Source organism: Bacillus sp. 01N42_2, from assembly GCF_056399565.1.
In genome coordinates this window covers 28943-47396 of sequence record NZ_JBFTRO010000003.1, presented here as the reverse complement: position 1 = coordinate 47396, position 18454 = coordinate 28943, and the positions used below count along the sequence as shown (strand labels likewise).

Below are 18454 nucleotides of genomic sequence, written 5' to 3'. Positions count from 1 at the left end.
TGAAAACATGACAGAAACCCGCCGAATGGACGCCGTGATCGAAGAGATTTCTGATTACGTGCTCCATCAGGAGATTGACAGTTCAGAAGCTTTCACTACGGCAGGACATGTGCTTCTTGATACGATAGGCTGCGGAATTTTGGCGCTCAGCTATCCCGAATGTACAAAGCTGCTCGGCCCGATTGTCCCGGGAACCACTGTACCGAACGGCAGCCGGGTCCCGGGCACGCCTTTTGTATTAGACCCCGTCACGGCCGCCTTTAATATCGGATGCATCAACAGGTGGCTCGATTATAATGATACGTGGCTTGCGGCGGAATGGGGTCATCCGTCTGACAATCTCGGAGGCATATTGGCTTGTGCGGACTATATTTCCAGAGTGAGAATGTCTGAAGGGAAAGAACCGCTTACCGTGCGCGATGTGCTTCGCGCAATGATCAAAGCGCACGAAATTCAAGGGATTCTCGCTTTAGAAAACAGTTTAAACAGAGTCGGGCTTGACCATGTGCTGTTTGTGAAAGTGGCGACTGCGGCTGTTTGCGCCCACATGCTGGGAGGCTCAAAAGCGGAAATCAATAACGCCGTATCTCACGCCTGGATTGATAATTCAAGCCTCAGAACGTACCGGCATGCGCCGAACACCGGGTCGCGCAAATCATGGGCGGCCGGTGACGCGACGAGCAGGGGCGTGTATTTGGCCCTGATGGCGCAAAAAGGTGAAATGGGGTACCCGACGGCGCTGACCGCACCGGTGTGGGGATTTCAAGACGTATTATTTAACCGGCAGGAAATAAAGCTTGCCCGCCCGCTTGGATCCTATGTGATGGAGAATGTATTGTTTAAAGTATCCTACCCGGCTGAATTCCACGCCCAGACAGCGGCGGAATGCGCGGTCCGGCTCCATCCGCAGGTGAAAGACCGCATCGGGGAAATCGACAGGATCACGATTATGACGCATGAATCAGCAATCCGGATTATCGATAAAAAAGGGCCGCTTCACAATCCGGCAGACCGGGATCATTGCCTGCAGTACATTACGGCAATTGGGCTTCTTTTCGGAGATATAAAGGCAGATCATTATGAAGAGGAAACGGCGTCTGACCCGCGAATTGATACATTGCGGGGCAAAATGGAGGTGACGGAACACAAAGCGTACTCAAAGGATTACCTAGACCCGCATAAGCGATCTATCTCAAATGCCGTACAGGTGCATTTTACAGACGGCACAGCTACGGAACGGATCGAATGTGAATACCCGCTCGGGCACCGGTTCCGCAGAAACGAAGCCGTACCGAATATTCTTGCCAAGTTTTCAGCAAACATCAGCACTCATTTTTCATTGAAGCAGCAGCGTAAAATAGAAGAAGCCTGCAGACATAGCGGACGGATGCAGCAGCTCAGCGTTATTGAATTTATGGACTTATTTCTCATATAAAATAGGAGGGTGACAAACATGACGTGGATCGTCAGCAGGCAGTCGTCTCAAGAGGAGCTTGCAGAGCGGTTCCGTACGCTGATGACAGCGCCGGATGTATTGCAGATCCCCGGTGCTCATGATGCGATGGCTGCTCTTATCGCCAAGAAAACGGGGTTTTCGGCTCTTTATTTATCAGGCGCGGCTTACACGGCGAGCAGGGGGCTGCCCGATTTAGGCATCATCACGTCGGCGGAAATGGCTGAACGGGTTAAAGATTTGGTCCGCTCCTCTGATCTGCCGGTCCTTGTGGATATTGATACGGGTTTCGGAGGTATCCTGAACGCTGCCCGGACGGCGAAAGAAATGTATGAAGCGCGCGCAGCCGCCGTGCAGATGGAGGATCAGCGCCTGCCGAAAAAATGCGGGCATCTGAATGGGAAGCAGCTCGTGCCGATTGAAGAAATGGCGCAGAAAATCAAAGCGGTCAAGCAGGCCGCGCCGACTCTTCTCGTTGTTGCAAGGACAGACGCCAGACAGCAGGAAGGGCTGGATGGCGCCGTAAAAAGAGCGGCCGCTTATATAAAAGCGGGTGCTGACGCTATTTTTCCGGAAGCGCTCCAATCCGAAAGCGAATTCAGAGCGTTTTCCAAACAAACCAGTGTGCCGGTTCTCGCAAATATGACCGAGTTCGGAAAAACGCCGTATTACAGTGCGGAAGAATTTTCCGATATGGGCTGTCACATGGTCATTTACCCGGTCACATCACTCAGAACGGCGGCCAAGGCTTTTGAGCGTATTTTCCGCCTTATAAAAGAAGAAGGCTCGCAAAAAGCGGGGCTTTCCGATATGCAGACGAGAAAAGAATTATATGAAACGATCGCTTACGATGACTATGAAGAACTGGATCAATCCATTGCTAAAACGATACTGCCGGACGACTGAAAAAGCCCTTTTTTACAAGGGCTTTTTTTACAGCTTTTTTTTCCTGAACCGCGGGCTGACTTGGTTGCGTTTCCGATCTCTGTACAGAATAAACCCGGCCAGAATATAAAGGCCGAATAAAAAAAACGCCAGTCCGGCAGCTCCCTGAAGAAAAAGGGACGGAAACGGGGCAAACACATGCCCGAATAATGCATCTCTCATCAGCTTAATGCCGAGCGCCGCGACAGCGCCGGGGAGGACGAGAATCAAAAGCGCAACAAGCCGGCTCATATTCAGAAAACCCCTTTACGATGTGATTTCCTTTATTGTCCAATCGAAAAAATATTTTGTCAAGAGATGAAAACATGGTAACATAGGGGTTGTGCAAATTATTGCAACGGAAAATACAGGTGTGCAAATTTTTTCATATAAAGGGGTATCGGGATGCAGAAGGTGCTGATTATAGGTGCTGGTAAAGGAGGCACGGCGCTCTTACAGATTTTGATGAAAACAAAGCTGATCCAAATTATTGCGGTGGTTGATCAAGATCCGGAGGCGCAAGGGCTGCAAGAAGCCCGGAAATATGGAATTGCAACCTCATCAGATTGGAAATCTTACATAACCGAAGATATAGATATCATCATCCATACAACGGGCGACAAGGCGGTCATGGATGAGCTTCTCCAACAGAAAAAAGAACAAACCATCGTCATGCCGGGAAAATTGGCGTACATGATGTTTCAGCTGATGGAGGAAAAACAGGAGCTTATTCAAATGCTGAAGTCCCAGACGTATAAGCATGACCGGATTTTTAATTCAACGCATGACGGCATGATTTTTATAGACGTCAATGAAACGATCATTTTATTTAATCAAATGGCTGAAAAAATGGTCGGTCAAAAACGGGAAGATGTCATCGGCCGCCAAATTAAAGACGTAGTGCCGAATACAAAACTGCCGCGGATTCTGGAAACGAGAGAGCCGGAGTATAACCAGAAGCAGCTCCTCGGAAAGCACCTTCAGATTGTCACGACAAGACTGCCGATCATTGATGAAGGCGGGAAGCTTCTCGGGGCGTTATGTGTGTTTAAAGACATCACGGACGCGGTTGAGCTGGCAGAAGAGGTCACGAACTTAAAACAAATCCGCACTATGCTTGAAGCGATTATTCAATCGTCAGACGAAGCCATTTCCGTCGTTGATGAAAACGGCATCGGAATGTTAATCAACAAAGCGTATACAAAAATGACCGGGCTGGCAGAAAGCGAAGTCATCGGAAAACCCGCCTCCACCGATATTTCGGAAGGGGAAAGCATGCATCTGAAAGTATTGGGGACAAGGCGGCCCGTACGGGGGGTAAGGATGAAAGTCGGCCCTAATAAAAAGGATGTCATCGTGAATGTTGCCCCTGTTATTGTCGACGGTATTTTAAAAGGCAGCGTCGGCGTCATTCACGATGTGTCAGAAATTAAAACGCTGACGGCTGAATTGAACCGGGCGCGCCAGATCATCCGCACGCTTGAAGCGAAATACACGTTTGATGACATTATCGGCACGAGTGAACAAATGCTGGTGGCCCTTGAACAGGCCAAGCTCGGGGCGAAAACGCCGGCGACGATTCTGCTGCGGGGAGAATCCGGCACCGGAAAAGAACTTTTCGCCCACGCCATCCATAACGAAAGCGACCGAAAATACAATAAATTCATCAGGGTCAATTGTGCAGCCCTGTCTGAATCCCTGCTTGAATCCGAGCTTTTCGGCTATGAGGAAGGCGCGTTTACGGGCGCTAGGCGCGGGGGCAAAAAAGGGCTTTTTGAAGAAGCGAATAACGGCAGCATTTTCTTAGATGAAATCGGGGAGCTGACCCAAAGCACCCAGGCGAAACTGCTCAGGGTTCTGCAGGAAAAAGAAATTATCAGAGTCGGAGGCACTAAAGCAATTCCTGTCAATGTCAGAATTATCGCAGCGACAAATGTCAACATCGAAAAAGCCATGGCGGAAGGGACGTTCCGGGAAGACCTGTATTACCGGATTAACCGTTATCCGATCTCCATCCCGCCGCTTCGGCAGCGTAAAGAAGATATTGAAGCGCTGAGCATTCGGCTCATTGAAAAAATCAATCAGGATTACGGACGCAATGTAAAGGGACTCTCGCCCAACGCGCTGCGTGCTTTATCAGCCTACAGCTGGCCTGGAAACGTACGAGAGCTCGAAAATGTGCTCGGCCGGGCGATGATATTTTTAGAGCCGAACATGGAGCGGATCGAACAGCAGCATCTGCCTGTTTTTGAAACAGAGCTGAATGAAAAAAACGGCGCTCAAAGTGATTTTCCGGATGTGGAAGGAGAAAAACTCTCTCAAGCCGTTGAAAAATTTGAAGCGCATGTCATTCAAAAAACACTTGAAAAGCACAAATTCAACCGAACCAAAACGGCAAAAGCGCTTGGCGTCAGCATTCGGAATCTGTACTACAAAATGGACAAGTACGGCCTTGCAAATGACGGCATGCAATAAATTGCAGAAACAGCGCAACCAGCTGCATGTTTTCTTGAAAAAAGGCCGGAATAACCCTCCCGCATATTTGGCACGGAACTTGCATTGATAAAAGCGGATTCGCACAAGGAAGGTGGTACAAAATGAAGCTAAGAGACCTAGTTGAAAAAGCCGCGGCAAAAAACGCAAAAACCATTGCAGTGGCCCACGCAGCAGATAAAGAAGTGATCCAAGCCCTCAAAATGGCGGCAGAACACTTATCGGCACGATTTTTACTGACGGGTGACAGTGAAAAGCTGAAAGAACTCCTGGCAAACGAGCCGAAGTTTAATGCTGAAATCGTCCACGCCGATTCACCTGAAGAATCTGCAGCAAAAGCAGTGCGGGCAGTGCGTGAACAAGAGGCGGATATTTTAATGAAAGGGAATCTGCCGAGCTCAACTCTTCTGAAATCGGTGTTAAACCGACAGGAAGGGCTGCGTTCAAAGAAGGTGTTATCACATGTATCCGTTTTTGAGGTGCCGGACTATGACCGGCTGATGTATGTAACGGATTCGGCGCTGAACATTGCCCCGTCTCTTGAAGAGCTTCGGCATATTCTGCAAAATGCGGTTCATGTCGCACATTCAGTAGGGAACCCTATGCCGAAAGCAGCAGTCCTTGCCGCAATTGAAACGGTCAACCCGAAAATGGAGGCGACGCTGAACGCCGCTGCAATCGTCCAAATGTGCAATAGAGGACAAATTACGGGCTGCATTGCGGACGGACCGCTTGCTTTGGATAATGCCGTATCCCAAGCGGCCGCGCTCCAAAAAGGAATTTCCGGAAGCGTTGCGGGCCAGGCGGATATTCTCTTGGTTCCTTCAATTGAGGCCGGAAATATGCTTTACAAGTCAATGATTTATTTTGCGAAAGCAAATGTTGCTGCCGTCATCGCCGGTGCGAAGGCGCCGATTGCATTAACGAGCAGAGCGGATACCGCAGAAAATAAACTGTATTCAATTGCGCTTGCGATTTGCGCATCACAAGAACAGTAGGAGGAACGAACCTATGGAAATTTTTAAATATATGGAGACTTATGATTACGAACAATTGGTATTCTGCCAAGATGAACAATCTGGATTAAAAGCGATCATCGCGATTCATGATACGACGCTCGGTCCTGCACTCGGCGGAACAAGAATGTGGACATATGACAGTGAAGAAGCTGCGATTGAAGATGCATTAAGACTCGCAAAAGGCATGACTTATAAAAATGCGGCTGCCGGACTAAACCTGGGCGGCGGGAAAACCGTTATTATCGGGGACCCGCGCAAGGATAAAAATGAAGAAATGTTCCGCGCGTTCGGCCGGTACATCCAAGGCTTAAACGGAAGATATATTACGGCGGAAGACGTCGGCACCACCGTTGAAGATATGGATATTATTCATGATGAAACAGACTATGTAACAGGGATTTCTCCTGCATTCGGTTCCTCAGGAAATCCGTCTCCGGTTACGGCGTACGGCGTATACAAAGGGATGAAAGCTGCTGCTAAAGCGGCGTTCGGCACTGATTCACTGGAAGGAAAAACAATTGCTGTGCAAGGCGTGGGAAATGTGGCTTATAATCTTTGCCGCCACCTTCACGAAGAAGGCGCTTCTTTAATCGTGACGGATATCAATAAAGAATCTGTTAAACGTGCCGTTGAGGACTTTGGCGCCCGTGCAGTCGATCCGGACGACATTTACTCACAGGCGTGCGATATTTATGCTCCGTGTGCTCTCGGCGCTGTCATTAACGATGACACGATTAAACAGCTGAAGGCGAAAGTCATTGCGGGAGCGGCCAATAACCAGCTGAAAGAGACACGTCACGGCGATACCATTCATGAGATGGGAATCGTATACGCACCGGACTATGTCATCAATGCCGGCGGCGTCATCAATGTAGCAGATGAGCTTTACGGCTACAATGCAGAGCGGGCTTTGAAAAAGGTTGAAGGCATCTATGCAAACATTGAACGGGTGCTCGATATTTCTGCGCGTGACGGCATTCCGACATACTTAGCGGCTGACCGTCTTGCTGAGGAACGAATTGAGCGCATGCGCCGTTCAAGAAGCCAGTTTCTGCAAAACGGCCAAAGCATATTAAGCAGACGGTAGGAAATTGATCTGGAGGTATGAAAATGTTCGAACAGGAAAAACGCATTCTCATTCTGAATCCAGGCTCAACATCAACGAAAATCGGCGTCTTTCACAATGAACGCTGTATATTTGAAAAGACGCTGCGGCACCCCGAAGAAGAGCTGAAAACATTTAACAGCATTATCGCCCAATACGAATTTCGAAAAATAAGCATACTTGAGTCTCTGCACGAACAGGGCATCAACATTTCAAAGTTTGATGCCGTTTGTGCCAGAGGCGGCCTGCTCAGACCGATTGAGGGCGGAACATATGAAGTGAATGACGCCATGATCACTGATTTGAAAAACGGCTACAACGGCCAGCATGCTTCCAATCTGGGCGGAATTATTGCCAGGGAAATTGCTGACGGGCTAAATATCCCGGCATACATCGTCGATCCGGTCGTAGTGGATGAGATGACTCCGCTCGCTAAAGTATCAGGGATGCCTGAAATCAAGCGGAAAAGCATTTTTCATGCTTTAAACCAAAAAGCCGTTGCCCGTCAGGCGGCGGCGTCCCTCGGCAAGCGGTATGAACAGATGAAGATGGTCGTCACCCACATGGGCGGAGGGATCACAGTCGGCGTTCATGACTGCGGAAGGGTGACGGATGTCAACAACGGGCTTCACGGTGAAGGACCTTTAAGTCCGGAACGTGCGGGAACCGTTCCGGCTGGAGATCTGGTGGAAATGTGTTTTTCCGGCAAATATTCAAAAGCCGATATGATGAAAAAACTTGTCGGCACCGGCGGACTGTCCGGCTACTTGGGAACAACGGACGCATTGAAAGTGGAAAAACGAATTCAGGACGGAGATGAGCATGCAAGGCTCATTTATGATGCCATGGCTTATCAAGTAGCAAAAGAAATCGGGGCGGCAAGCGCCGTTTTAAAAGGAAAAGTAGACATTATCGTCCTGACGGGCGGATTAGCGTACGGGAAACGTTTCGTATCCGCCATCAGATCGTACATAGATTGGATTTCGGATGTACTGGTGTATCCGGGAGAAAATGAACTGCAATCTCTCGCGCAAGGCGCGCTTCGGGTTTTAGCCGGTGAGGAGCAGGCAAAACAATATCAGATCGGCGAAGGAGTGAAAACAGATGGCGACTGAGTATGATGTGGTCATTCTGGGCGGCGGAACAGGCGGTTATGTCGCCGCCATCAGAGCGGCCCAGCTCGGCTTAAAAACGGCCGTTGTAGAAAAAGAAAAACTCGGCGGAACATGCCTGCATAAAGGATGTATTCCGAGTAAAGCACTGTTAAGAAGCGCGGAAGTGTATCGAACCGCAAAGGAAGCGGCATCGTTCGGCATTGAAACGGAAGGTGTCTCCCTCCGTTTTGACAGTGTGCAAAAACGAAAGCAGGGAATCGTTGACCGGCTGGCCGGCGGTGTCGCCCACCTGATGAAAAAGGGGAAGATTGATGTATTCAACGGGTACGGACGTATGCTCGGCCCTTCCATCTTCTCACCTCTTCCAGGTACGGTTTCCGTTGAATACGCAAATGGCGAAGAAAACGACATGCTGATACCGAAACAATTGATTATCGCAACCGGTTCGAGACCGAAAATGCTGCCGGGTTTAGAAGCTGACGGTACATATATTCTGACGTCAGATGAAGCGCTTGAGCTTGAACGTCTGCCCCAATCCATGATGATCGTCGGCGGCGGTGTCATCGGTATTGAATGGGCATCCATGCTGAACGATTTCGGCGTCGATATCACTGTGATCGAATATGCGGACCGCATTTTGCCGACTGAGGACCGTGATATTTCAAGCGAAATGGAAAAACTGTTAATGAAAAAAGGAATTAAGATCGTGACGGGAGCGAAAGTGCTTCCGGATACATTGAAAAAAGCGGACGGTGTTTCAATTGACGCTGAAAAGAATGGAAAAAGCGAAACGTATCATGCAGAAAAAATGCTTGTTTCCATCGGCCGCCAGCCCAACATTGAAGGAATCGGCCTTGAAAACACGGACATTGTAACGGAAAACGGTTCTGTCGTCGTAAATGAAGCCGGACAGACGAAGGAATCGCACATTTATGCGATCGGTGATGTTGTCGGCGGACTGCAGCTTGCACATGTCGCATCCCGTGAAGGCATCATTGCCGTTGAACATATGGCGGGTCTTAATCCGGCGCCTCTTGATGCCGTTCTTGTGCCAAAATGCATTTATTCAAATCCGGAAGCGGCGAGTGTCGGTTTGACAGAAGAAGCAGCCGAACGCAAAGGACACGAACTTAAGGTCGGAAAGTTTCCGTTCATGGCGATCGGAAAAGCTCTTGTTTACGGGGAAAGCGACGGCTTTGTCAAAATCGTCGCCGACCGGAACACAGATGATATTCTCGGTGTTCATATGATCGGTCCGCACGTCACCGATATGATCTCTGAAGCGGGGCTTGCCAAGGTGCTCGATGCGACGCCGTGGGAAATCGGCCAGTCCATACACCCGCACCCGTCGCTTTCAGAGGCGATTGGAGAAGCTGCACTAGCCGCAGACGGAAACGCGATTCATTTTTAAAAGGAAAGAAGGAGGGGTTTGAATGACTACAAACCGCCATCAAGCATTAGGGCTTTCTGACGCGGAAGCCGTTGAAATGTATAGAACCATGCTGTTAGCCAGAAAAATCGACGAAAGAATGTGGCTGTTAAACCGCTCGGGCAAAATTCCGTTCGTTATTTCATGTCAAGGGCAGGAAGCGGCCCAAGTAGGCGCGGCCTATGCTTTAAACCGCGATACCGACTATGTGCTTCCTTACTACAGAGATATGGGAGTTGTTCTTGCATTCGGTATGACTGCAAAGGATTTGATGATGTCCGGTTTTGCGAAAGCGGCTGACCCGAACTCAGGCGGAAGGCAGATGCCGGGACACTTTGGTCAAAAGAAAAACAGAATCGTAACGGGCTCCTCTCCTGTTACGACGCAGGTCCCTCACGCAGTGGGGATCGCGCTTGCGGGACGCATGGATAAAAAGGATATCGTTTCTTTCGTGACCTTTGGAGAAGGATCTTCCAATCAGGGAGATTTTCACGAAGGGGCGAACTTTGCCGCCGTGCATAAATTGCCGGTCATTTTCATGTGTGAAAACAATAAGTATGCCATTTCTGTCCCGTATGACAAACAGGTGGCCTGCGAGAATATCTCCGACCGGGCGGTAGGCTACGGCATGCCGGGCATCACTGTTGACGGAAACGATCTGCTTGAAGTTTATCGGGTCGTGAAAGAAGCGCGCGAACGTGCGTCTAAAGGCGAAGGCCCTACATTAATCGAAACGGTTTCCTACCGTTTGACGCCGCATTCGAGTGACGATGACGACAGCAGCTACAGAGAACGCAAAGAAGTAGAAGAAGCAAAGAAACAAGATCCGCTTCTTATATACAAAACATACCTTCAAGAAGCCGGGCTTCTTAGTGAAGAAGAAGAAAAGACCATGCTGGATGACATCATGGCGATCGTAAACGAAGCGACAGACGAAGCGGAGAAAGCGCCATATGCATCTCCTGAATCAACGCTTGATCACGTTTATGCGAAGTAGGGAGGAATACTTATGTCTGTAATGTCTTATATTGACAGTATTAATGCAGCAATGAAAGAAGAAATGGAAAGAGATCCGCGCGTTTTTGTTCTCGGGGAAGACGTCGGGAGAAAAGGCGGCGTGTTTAAAGCCACGGCAGGTCTCTATGAGCAGTTCGGAGAAGAGCGGGTGATGGATACGCCGCTTGCGGAATCAGCGATTGCGGGTGTCGGCATCGGCGCCGCCATGTACGGCATGCGTCCGATCGCGGAGATGCAGTTTGCCGATTTCATTCTTCCTGCGGTCAACCAAATCATTTCAGAAGCGGCAAAAATCCGCTACCGTTCAAACAATGATTGGAGCTGTCCGATGGTCATTAGAGCGCCTTATGGCGGCGGCGTGCACGGGGCGTTGTATCATTCCCAATCTATGGAGGCCATCTTTGCCAACCAGCCGGGCCTTAAAATTGTCATGCCTTCAACTCCTTATGATGCAAAAGGGCTGTTAAAAGCTGCTGTCCGTGACGAAGACCCCGTACTGTTTTTCGAGCATAAGCGGGCGTACCGCCTGATTAAAGGCGAAGTCCCTGCTGACGATTACGTCCTTCCGATCGGTAAGGCGGATGTAAAACGCGAAGGCAGCGACATTACTGTCATTACGTACGGTTTATGCGTCCATTTCGCTCTGCAGGCTGCCGAGCGTCTTGAAAAAGACGGAATTTCCGCGCACATATTAGATTTGCGTACGGTCTATCCGTTAGATAAAGAAGCCATCATTGAAGCCGCATCTAAAACGGGTAAAGTATTGCTGATCACAGAAGATACGAAAGAAGGCGGCATTATGAGCGAAGTCGCCGCCATTATTTCTGAGAACTGCTTATTTGATTTAGACGCACCGATCAAGCGGCTTGCGGGTCCTGACGTTCCGGCGATGCCTTATGCGCCGGCAATGGAAAAATACTTCATGATGAATCCTGACAAAGCAGAAGCCGCGATGAGAGAATTAGCGGAGTTTTAAAGACGTAAGGAGGTTTTTGACATGGCGATTGAACAAATGGCTATGCCTCAGCTCGGAGAGAGCGTGACGGAAGGGACGATCAGCAAATGGCTGGTATCCCCGGGTGATCAAGTGAATAAATATGACCCCATCGCGGAGGTCATGACAGATAAAGTGAATGCGGAGGTGCCGTCTTCTTTTACCGGTACGATTACAGAACTAGTAGGGGAAGAAGGGCAGACTCTTGCAGTAGGCGAGATCATCTGCAAAATTGAAACAGAAGAAACGGCAGCCGAAGAGGCGCCGAAGCGGGAAGAAGTGCAGAATCCCCCTGCAGACACCGATTCAAACCGTGCAGGTAAAGATCAGTCAAATAAAGCGCGATATTCGCCGGCCGTGCTCAGATTAGCGGGAGAACACGGCATTCAGCTTGAAGAAGTGGAAGGAACGGGTGCAGGCGGAAGAATTACGCGAAAAGACATTCAAAAGATCATTGATTCGGGAATGCAGCAGAAGACGGAAGCACCGGCACCGGCTGCCGTCCAAACAACACAACAAGCACCGAAACAGGAGCAAAAACAAGCGCCGGCACCAGCTCTGTCAGCCGGTGATATTGAAATTCCGGTTACAGGCGTCAGAAAAGCCATCGCAGCCAATATGCATAAAAGCAAAACAGAAATTCCGCACGCCTGGACGATGATGGAAGTTGACGTCACAAACATGACGGCGTACAGAAACAGCATGAAAGACTCGTTTAAACAAAAAGAAGGCTTCAATTTAACATTCTTCGCTTTCTTTGTAAAAGCGGCGGCGCAGGCTCTTAAAGAGTTCCCGCAAATGAACAGCATGTGGGCGGGGGACAAAATCGTCCAAAAGAAAGACATCAACATCTCCATTGCCGTTGCCACAGAAGATTCGCTGTTTGTTCCGGTTATTAAGCATGCTGATGAAAAAACGATTAAAGGCATAGCCAGAGAAATAACGGATCTTGCGAAAAAAGTGAGAGACGGAAGACTTGCCGCCGATGATATGCAGGGCGGCACCTTTACCGTCAATAACACGGGATCTTTCGGCTCTGTTCAGTCTATGGGCATTATCAATCATCCGCAGGCAGCCATTCTTCAGGTAGAATCAATCGTCAAACGTCCGGTTGTCATGAATAACGGGATGATTGCCGTGCGTGATATGGTTAATCTTTGCCTGTCTTTAGATCACAGAGTGCTTGACGGGCTCGTATGCGGCCGTTTCCTCGGACGCGTCAAAGAGATCTTAGAAAACATTGACGAAAATACTTCAGTCTATTAAAAAAAACTCCCTTTTGCCCTGGCGGCAAAGGGAGTTTTTTTCAGTTTCATTCTGAATCTTCGGGAACGAGCATGGTGAGATGATGTTTTTTTACTTCGATCGTGCAAGGCGCCTTTCCATATACCTCGCCGTCCGTATCCGCGTCCATTTCACGTCCGGTTTCGATTTCAATCTTGGAAGCCTGAATATACGAAAGCTCCCCTTTAAAATCATCAAATGAACCCTGCTCCATCGTCATCAGCTCCCGCAAAGCGGCAAGGCTTGTACTGCGGCAGATTAACACATCGGCTAACCCGTCCTGAAGGCTGGCATCAGGCAGGGGTACTCTGTTTGTCCCGATAAAATGCCCGTTCATTACAAGCACCATAACGGCCTCGTCTTCTTTCACCTCACCGTCGATCGTCAATCTGACGGGAAAAGGGTTCGCGCTTGTCATCGTCCGCAAGGCGCTCGTGAAATAGCTGATTTTCCCGAGCAATGCTTTTTCTTTTTCATTAATATGGCTCGATGCTTCAGTGATCAGCCCGATCCCCCAGAAGTTTAAAAAATAGCCGTCATCCGATTTACAGACGTCTATCATTCGTTTATGCCCGGCTGCGAGCGCTTCAGCGGCCTTTTGAAGGTTTTGCGGGATGCCGAGCGCCCGTGAAAAATCGTTGCACGTTCCCCCCGGCAAAATGCCGACAGCGGGTCTGTGATCAAGCTTGCTGATGCTGTTGATGCATTGATGCACCGTGCCGTCTCCGCCTAAAATGTATAAATGGTCAACCGAGCTGTCGAGATTTTCACAAAACTGACTGGCATCATCCTGATGTTTGGTCGGTTTAATCAAAAGCTCGTCAGCTGACTGGGCCAAAATGGGGACGACCGTGCCGAGGGTTTTATCAATCTGTTTTTGACCGGCGTTTCCGTTATAAATTAATACTGCTTTCCGTTGGCTCATACGACTGCTCCTTTATTTCAGACAATCTCTTTAACAAGTTTCCCGTTTTTAAAAGGTCATAAACTTACATCGAAAACATAAAAGGGACAAAAAACAATCAGAGATGAGCGGTGTCATTTGCCGATAGGGCAGGTTCCTTGCTATCATAAGAGAAGATGATCAAAAAGGAGAGGTCCCAGTTGAATATGGATTTTAATTTATTTATGAATGATGTCGTGCGTCAAGCCCGCCAGGAAATCACAGCCGCCGGTTATACGGAGCTGAAAACCGCCGAGGAAGTGGACGAAGCGCTTTCGAAAAAAGGAACGACACTTGTTATGGTCAATTCTGTGTGCGGATGCGCAGGCGGAATTGCAAGACCTGCGGCGTACCATTCCGTACATTATGATAAACGCCCGGATCAGCTTGTGACGGTTTTTGCCGGACAGGACAAAGAAGCGACAGCAAAAGCGAGAGAATACTTTGAAGGCTATCCGCCGTCCTCTCCGTCCTTTGCGATTTTAAAAGACGGGAAAATCATGAAAATGGTGGAACGCCATGAAATTGAAGGACATGAGCCTATGGCCGTCGTCACAAAACTGCAGGAAGCATTTGAAGAATATTGTGAAGAAGTATAAGTAAAAAGGAAAACCCCGGAGCCGAGCGCTTGCGGGGTTTTTTTTATATGGTGTTTGTATAAATATAAATATTTATGCACCGGCAATCAGCTGTCACTCATTCGAAAAACAATGACTATAATAAATAAAGAAAGGGAATTATATTTTTTGAAAATAGTATTGCATAACTAGTAAAAAGTGTTTAAAATACAGATTAACGAATAAATATTCAAGTTTAAGAGATAAGCAGATATGGGGGAAAATAATCATGAAGAAATGGCTGTTGGTATTGACTGCCGCATGTATCACCTTTGCGCTGTCCGCCTGCGGATCAGGCAATTCAGGCTCAGAAGGCGGAAAGAACAAACTGATTATGGGTACATCGGCTGATTATAAACCGTTTGAATATAAAGACGGCGATCAGATCGTCGGATTTGACGTTGATCTTGCAAAAGCTCTGGGCAAAAAGACCGGCTATGACGTTGAGGTGCAGGACATGGACTTCAACAGTCTGATTACATCGCTGAAGTCTAAGCAGGTTGATATGATTTTATCAGGAATGACACCTACGCCGGACCGGAAAAAGCAAGTAGATTTCTCAGATATTTATTATACTGCTAACAATATGATCGTTACGAAAAAGGGAAGCAGCATTAAATCTCTGAATGATCTGAAAGGCAAAACCGTCGGTGTTCAGCTCGGCTCCATTCAAGAAGAAAAAGGCAAGAAGCTTGCTTCAAAATACGGTTTTCAGCTCGAAGACCGCAACCGCATTTCAGACTTAACGGAAGAGATTAAATCCGGACGTTTTGATGCCGCGATTATTGAAGACATCGTGGCACAGGGCTATTTCAGTTCAAATCATGATCTGCAGGGCTTTGTCTCAGCAGATGCGAAATCAGACGAATCGGGCTCCGCGATTGCGTTCCGCAAAGACAGTGATCTGACAGCGAAGTTTAACAAAGCGCTGAAAGAAATGGAGAAAAACGGAGAAATCGAAAAACTGAAGAAAAAATGGTTCACCAACGAGAAATAAAAGAAAGCTCAACTTTTCGTTGAGCTTTTTATCTTGAATAAAGGTAAAGGAGATCACACGTATGAATTTGGATTTCTCAGCGACAATACCCCAAATTCCTTTTATATTGGAAGGCCTTGCCGTCACATTAAAAATTGTGCTCGTTTCAGCGGTCATCGGCCTTGTATTAGGCATCATTCTCAGTCTGTTTAAAATCAGCACGATCAGTCCGCTGAAATGGATTGCGGATTTTTATACTTCAATTTTTCGCGGCACGCCGCTCGTGCTGCAGCTGATGATCATTTATTTCGGTATGCCGCAGCTCCTCGGCTTTCAGATCGACCAATTTTGGGCTGCGGTCACCGCCTTATCGCTCAATTCTGCCGCTTACGTCTCTGAAATTATCAGAGCGGGAATCAACGCGATTGACAAAGGACAAAAAGAGGCTGCCGTCGCTCTCGGCGTGCCGTACGGAAAAATGATGAAAGATCTGCTTCTGCCGCAGGCATTCAAAAACATTTCTCCGGCCATTATAAACGAATTAATCACTTTGACGAAAGAATCGGCTATCGTCACGGTTATCGGTCTCGGCGATATTATGAGACGGGCCTACCAGTCCGGCGCCGCAACATACAACTATTTAGAGCCTCTTATTGTGGCGGGCTTAATCTATTACGTGCTCGTTTTGATTTTAGCATTCATCGGAAAAGGCGTAGAAAGGAAGCTGAAAGCCAATGATTAAGGTCGACAACCTTTCAAAATCATTCGGGAAACATGAAGTATTGAAAAACATTTCAACACAGATCCAAGAAGGTGAAGTCGTCGCCGTCATCGGGCCTTCCGGCTCGGGCAAATCAACGTTTCTGCGCTGCTTAAATCTGCTGGAAACCCCGAGCGGCGGAACGATTGCCATTAAGGAAAAAGAAATCACCGCCGCTAAAACGAATAAACTGAAAGTGCGGGAAAATATCGGCATGGTATTTCAGCATTTTCATCTGTTTCCTCATAAAACGGTGCTTGATAATATCACATACGCGCCGGTCAGTGTGAAGAAAGAGTCCAAAAAGGCGGCGGAAGAAAAGGCGTGCGCGCTCCTCGAAAAAGTCGGGCTGCTTGAAAAACGGAACGACTATCCGAACCGCTTGTCAGGCGGGCAGAAGCAGCGCGTCGCCATCGCGCGGGCGCTTGCTATGAATCCTGACATCATGCTGTTTGATGAACCGACCTCAGCCCTTGACCCGGAAATGGTCAAAGAAGTCCTTGAGGTGATGAAAGAGCTCGCGCAGACGGGCATGACGATGGTGATCGTCACGCACGAAATGGGGTTTGCCAAGGAAGTCGCAGACCGCGTATTATTCATGGATGATGGCACAATAGTGGAAGACGGGCCGCCGGAAGAATTTTTTCTTTCTCCGAAGTCAAAAAGAGCACAGGACTTTTTAGAAAAAATATTATAAAATATAACTGTAAGAAAAGAAGAAGAATGCTCTTCTTCTTTTTTTTGAGAACGAAACAAACAGAATGGAGCAAGCAATGTTTAAAATCGGTTACCGCACACTAAAGACCGCACTTGGAACGGCGCTGGCCATTTATTTAGCCCAGCTGTTGCATCTGCAAAACTTCGCATCCGCAGGAATCATCACCATATTGTGCATCCAAATTACGCAAAAGCGGTCGCTTCAGGCCTCGTGGGCCCGATTTGCCGCCTGTTTATTGGCGATCGTCTTTTCATATGTCTTTTTCGGACTGATCGGCTATTATCCGTTTGTGATCGGAATATTGCTCGTGCTGTTCATTCCGACTACAGTCGTTTTAAAAATAAACGAGGGGATCGTCACCAGCTCAGTTATCATTCTTCATTTATATATGTCCGGCGGTATTACGCCGGCGTTTATCTGGAATGAGTTCCAGCTGATCACCGTAGGTATCGGCGTCGCGCTGTTAATGAATCTGTATATGCCGAGCCTGGACAGAAAACTTGCGGCGTACCGGAAAAAAATCGAGGACAACTTTGCCGTCATCTTCGCCGAAATCGAACGATATTTGTTAACAGGTGAGCAAGATTGGACGGGGAAAGAAATACCGGAGACGCATCAGATGATTCAAGAGGCGAAAAACCTCGCGTACCGGGACGTGCAGAATCATATTTTGCGCCATGAAAATCTCTACTATCATTATTTTAAAATGAGACAGAAACAATTTGAAATTATCGAAAGGCTGCTGCCGAAGATTACCTCTGTTTCAATAACGGTGGAGCAGGGAAAAATGATTGCCCATTTTATCCATGAATTAAGGGAAGCCATCCATCCCGGCAATACCGCCCATAAATTTTTAAAAAGACTGGCGGAAATGAGAACGGAATTTGAAGAAATGCCGCTCCCGGCAACACGCGAGGAATTTGAAGCGCGGGCGGCTTTATTTCACCTGCTCGGTGAGATGGAACAATATCTCGTGATTAAAAGTTATTTCAAAGGCATCAAGCTGTAAAAACATCGCATGAGTCCCCCTTTCATTGGTCATTCTAATGAAAAAAGGAGGGGAGCCCATGCGATTTTTTTTATTGTCAGCAATCCTGCTGCTGTCTCCGCTTTGGCCGCTTGGCGCGAATCCTTTGCCGGGTGACCCTTACATTATCGTCAATAAAACCACAAATGCGCTTGCGGTTGTGAAGGATAATCGAATAGAAGGCATTTATCAGGTGGCGACGGGAAAAACAGATGATCTGACGCCTGAAGGAGAATTTACGGTAACGGTCAAGGCTGTAAATCCGTATTACCGGAAGAAAAATGTGGAGGGAGGCGCGCCGGAAAATCCGCTCGGCGTCCGCTGGATCGGTTTTGATGCGAAAGGAACCGACGGCAGGATATACGGCATTCACGGAACAAACAGAGAAGAGCTGATCGGAGGGTTTGTATCAAACGGCTGCATCCGCATGAAAAACCGGGATGTCATCCATATTTTTCGGATTATCCCTCCCGGAACAAAAGTATTGATTACAAAAGAAAACCGCTCATTTGAGGACATTGCAAAAGAGCGGAAAGCCCTCATAAAAAAGCAGGAAACCCCCGTGCAATGAGGCGCCCGC

At 48.1% G+C, this 18454-nt stretch carries 18 protein-coding genes; 16 read left to right on the top strand and 2 right to left on the bottom strand.

Annotated features, from left to right (window positions below; all coding sequences use genetic code 11):
- The first annotated feature begins 7 nt into the window (after positions 1-7).
- Both AC1DN5_RS07660 and prpB read left to right on the top strand, forming a co-directional pair.
- Positions 8-1435, top strand: coding sequence for a bifunctional 2-methylcitrate dehydratase/aconitate hydratase (locus tag AC1DN5_RS07660; protein WP_326351383.1), 1428 nt, complete (start codon positions 8-10; stop codon positions 1433-1435).
- Positions 1436-1453: 18 nt separating this feature from the next.
- Positions 1454-2359, top strand: a complete 906-nt coding sequence (gene prpB / locus AC1DN5_RS07655) for a methylisocitrate lyase (protein WP_049626991.1) — start codon at positions 1454-1456, stop codon at positions 2357-2359.
- 27 nt (positions 2360-2386) lie between these two features.
- On the opposite strand, the gene AC1DN5_RS07650 is transcribed toward prpB, so the two are convergent.
- Positions 2387-2629, bottom strand: coding sequence for a DUF2627 domain-containing protein (locus AC1DN5_RS07650; RefSeq protein ID WP_016939026.1), 243 nt, complete (start codon positions 2627-2629; stop codon positions 2387-2389).
- Between the two features lie 153 nt (positions 2630-2782).
- Here AC1DN5_RS07650 and AC1DN5_RS07645 point away from each other — a divergent pair, with 153 nt between their 5' ends.
- The 8 genes from AC1DN5_RS07645 to AC1DN5_RS07610 all read left to right on the top strand — a co-directional run bounded on the left by AC1DN5_RS07645 (position 2783) and on the right by AC1DN5_RS07610 (position 12815).
- Positions 2783-4852 (top strand): sigma-54 interaction domain-containing protein, encoded by a 2070-nt coding sequence (locus AC1DN5_RS07645; protein WP_064779015.1) that lies wholly within the window; start codon positions 2783-2785, stop codon positions 4850-4852.
- Between the two features lie 122 nt (positions 4853-4974).
- Complete coding sequence (gene yqiS / locus AC1DN5_RS07640) at positions 4975-5868, top strand: phosphate butyryltransferase (protein WP_366969178.1); 894 nt, start codon at positions 4975-4977, stop codon at positions 5866-5868.
- Between the two features lie 13 nt (positions 5869-5881).
- Positions 5882-6976, top strand: a complete 1095-nt coding sequence (gene bcd, locus AC1DN5_RS07635) for a branched-chain amino acid dehydrogenase (RefSeq protein ID WP_007612452.1) — start codon at positions 5882-5884, stop codon at positions 6974-6976.
- Positions 6977-6993: 17 nt separating this feature from the next.
- Entirely contained in the window at positions 6994-8109 is a 1116-nt protein-coding gene (gene buk, locus AC1DN5_RS07630; RefSeq protein WP_095241629.1) for a butyrate kinase, read from the top strand.
- Positions 8099-9520: a dihydrolipoyl dehydrogenase gene (lpdA, locus tag AC1DN5_RS07625; RefSeq protein WP_095241630.1), complete on the top strand. Its 1422-nt coding sequence runs from the start codon at positions 8099-8101 to the stop codon at positions 9518-9520. The genes buk and lpdA overlap by 11 nt, the downstream gene beginning before the upstream one ends.
- A gap of 22 nt (positions 9521-9542) precedes the next feature.
- On the top strand, positions 9543-10535 hold the full coding sequence (locus AC1DN5_RS07620; protein WP_049626987.1) for a thiamine pyrophosphate-dependent dehydrogenase E1 component subunit alpha: 993 nt from the start codon (positions 9543-9545) through the stop codon (positions 10533-10535).
- A gap of 12 nt (positions 10536-10547) precedes the next feature.
- Positions 10548-11531, top strand: a complete 984-nt coding sequence (gene bfmBAB, locus AC1DN5_RS07615; RefSeq protein ID WP_016939032.1) for a 3-methyl-2-oxobutanoate dehydrogenase subunit beta — start codon at positions 10548-10550, stop codon at positions 11529-11531.
- Positions 11532-11552: 21 nt separating this feature from the next.
- Complete coding sequence (locus AC1DN5_RS07610; RefSeq protein WP_366969179.1) at positions 11553-12815, top strand: dihydrolipoamide acetyltransferase family protein; 1263 nt, start codon at positions 11553-11555, stop codon at positions 12813-12815.
- 46 nt (positions 12816-12861) lie between these two features.
- On the opposite strand, the gene AC1DN5_RS07605 is transcribed toward AC1DN5_RS07610, so the two are convergent.
- Positions 12862-13758 carry a YegS/Rv2252/BmrU family lipid kinase gene (locus AC1DN5_RS07605; protein WP_188154545.1) on the bottom strand — a complete coding sequence of 299 codons (897 nt, stop codon included), beginning with the start codon at positions 13756-13758 and terminating at the stop codon, positions 12862-12864.
- A 179-nt stretch (positions 13759-13937) separates the two neighbouring features.
- Between AC1DN5_RS07605 and brxB the strand changes: the two genes are divergently transcribed.
- The 6 genes from brxB (at position 13938) to AC1DN5_RS07575 (ending at position 18445) form a co-directional block, all read left to right on the top strand.
- A complete protein-coding gene (gene brxB, locus AC1DN5_RS07600; RefSeq protein WP_003153223.1) occupies positions 13938-14375 on the top strand; it encodes a bacilliredoxin BrxB in 438 nt (145 codons plus the stop codon).
- Positions 14376-14622: 247 nt separating this feature from the next.
- Positions 14623-15390, top strand: a complete 768-nt coding sequence (locus AC1DN5_RS07595; protein ID WP_045927157.1) for an arginine ABC transporter substrate-binding protein ArtP — start codon at positions 14623-14625, stop codon at positions 15388-15390.
- 61 nt (positions 15391-15451) lie between these two features.
- Complete coding sequence (locus AC1DN5_RS07590) at positions 15452-16111, top strand: amino acid ABC transporter permease (protein ID WP_016939036.1); 660 nt, start codon at positions 15452-15454, stop codon at positions 16109-16111.
- A complete protein-coding gene (locus AC1DN5_RS07585) occupies positions 16104-16826 on the top strand; it encodes an amino acid ABC transporter ATP-binding protein (protein ID WP_016939037.1) in 723 nt (240 codons plus the stop codon). The genes AC1DN5_RS07590 and AC1DN5_RS07585 overlap by 8 nt, the downstream gene beginning before the upstream one ends.
- A gap of 76 nt (positions 16827-16902) precedes the next feature.
- Positions 16903-17856 (top strand): aromatic acid exporter family protein, encoded by a 954-nt coding sequence (locus AC1DN5_RS07580; protein WP_016939038.1) that lies wholly within the window; start codon positions 16903-16905, stop codon positions 17854-17856.
- A 58-nt stretch (positions 17857-17914) separates the two neighbouring features.
- The gene (locus AC1DN5_RS07575) at positions 17915-18445 is read left to right on the top strand and encodes a L,D-transpeptidase (RefSeq protein ID WP_047475667.1); all 531 of its coding nucleotides are present in this window, start codon (positions 17915-17917) and stop codon (positions 18443-18445) included.
- The last annotated feature ends 9 nt before the right edge of the window (positions 18446-18454 follow it).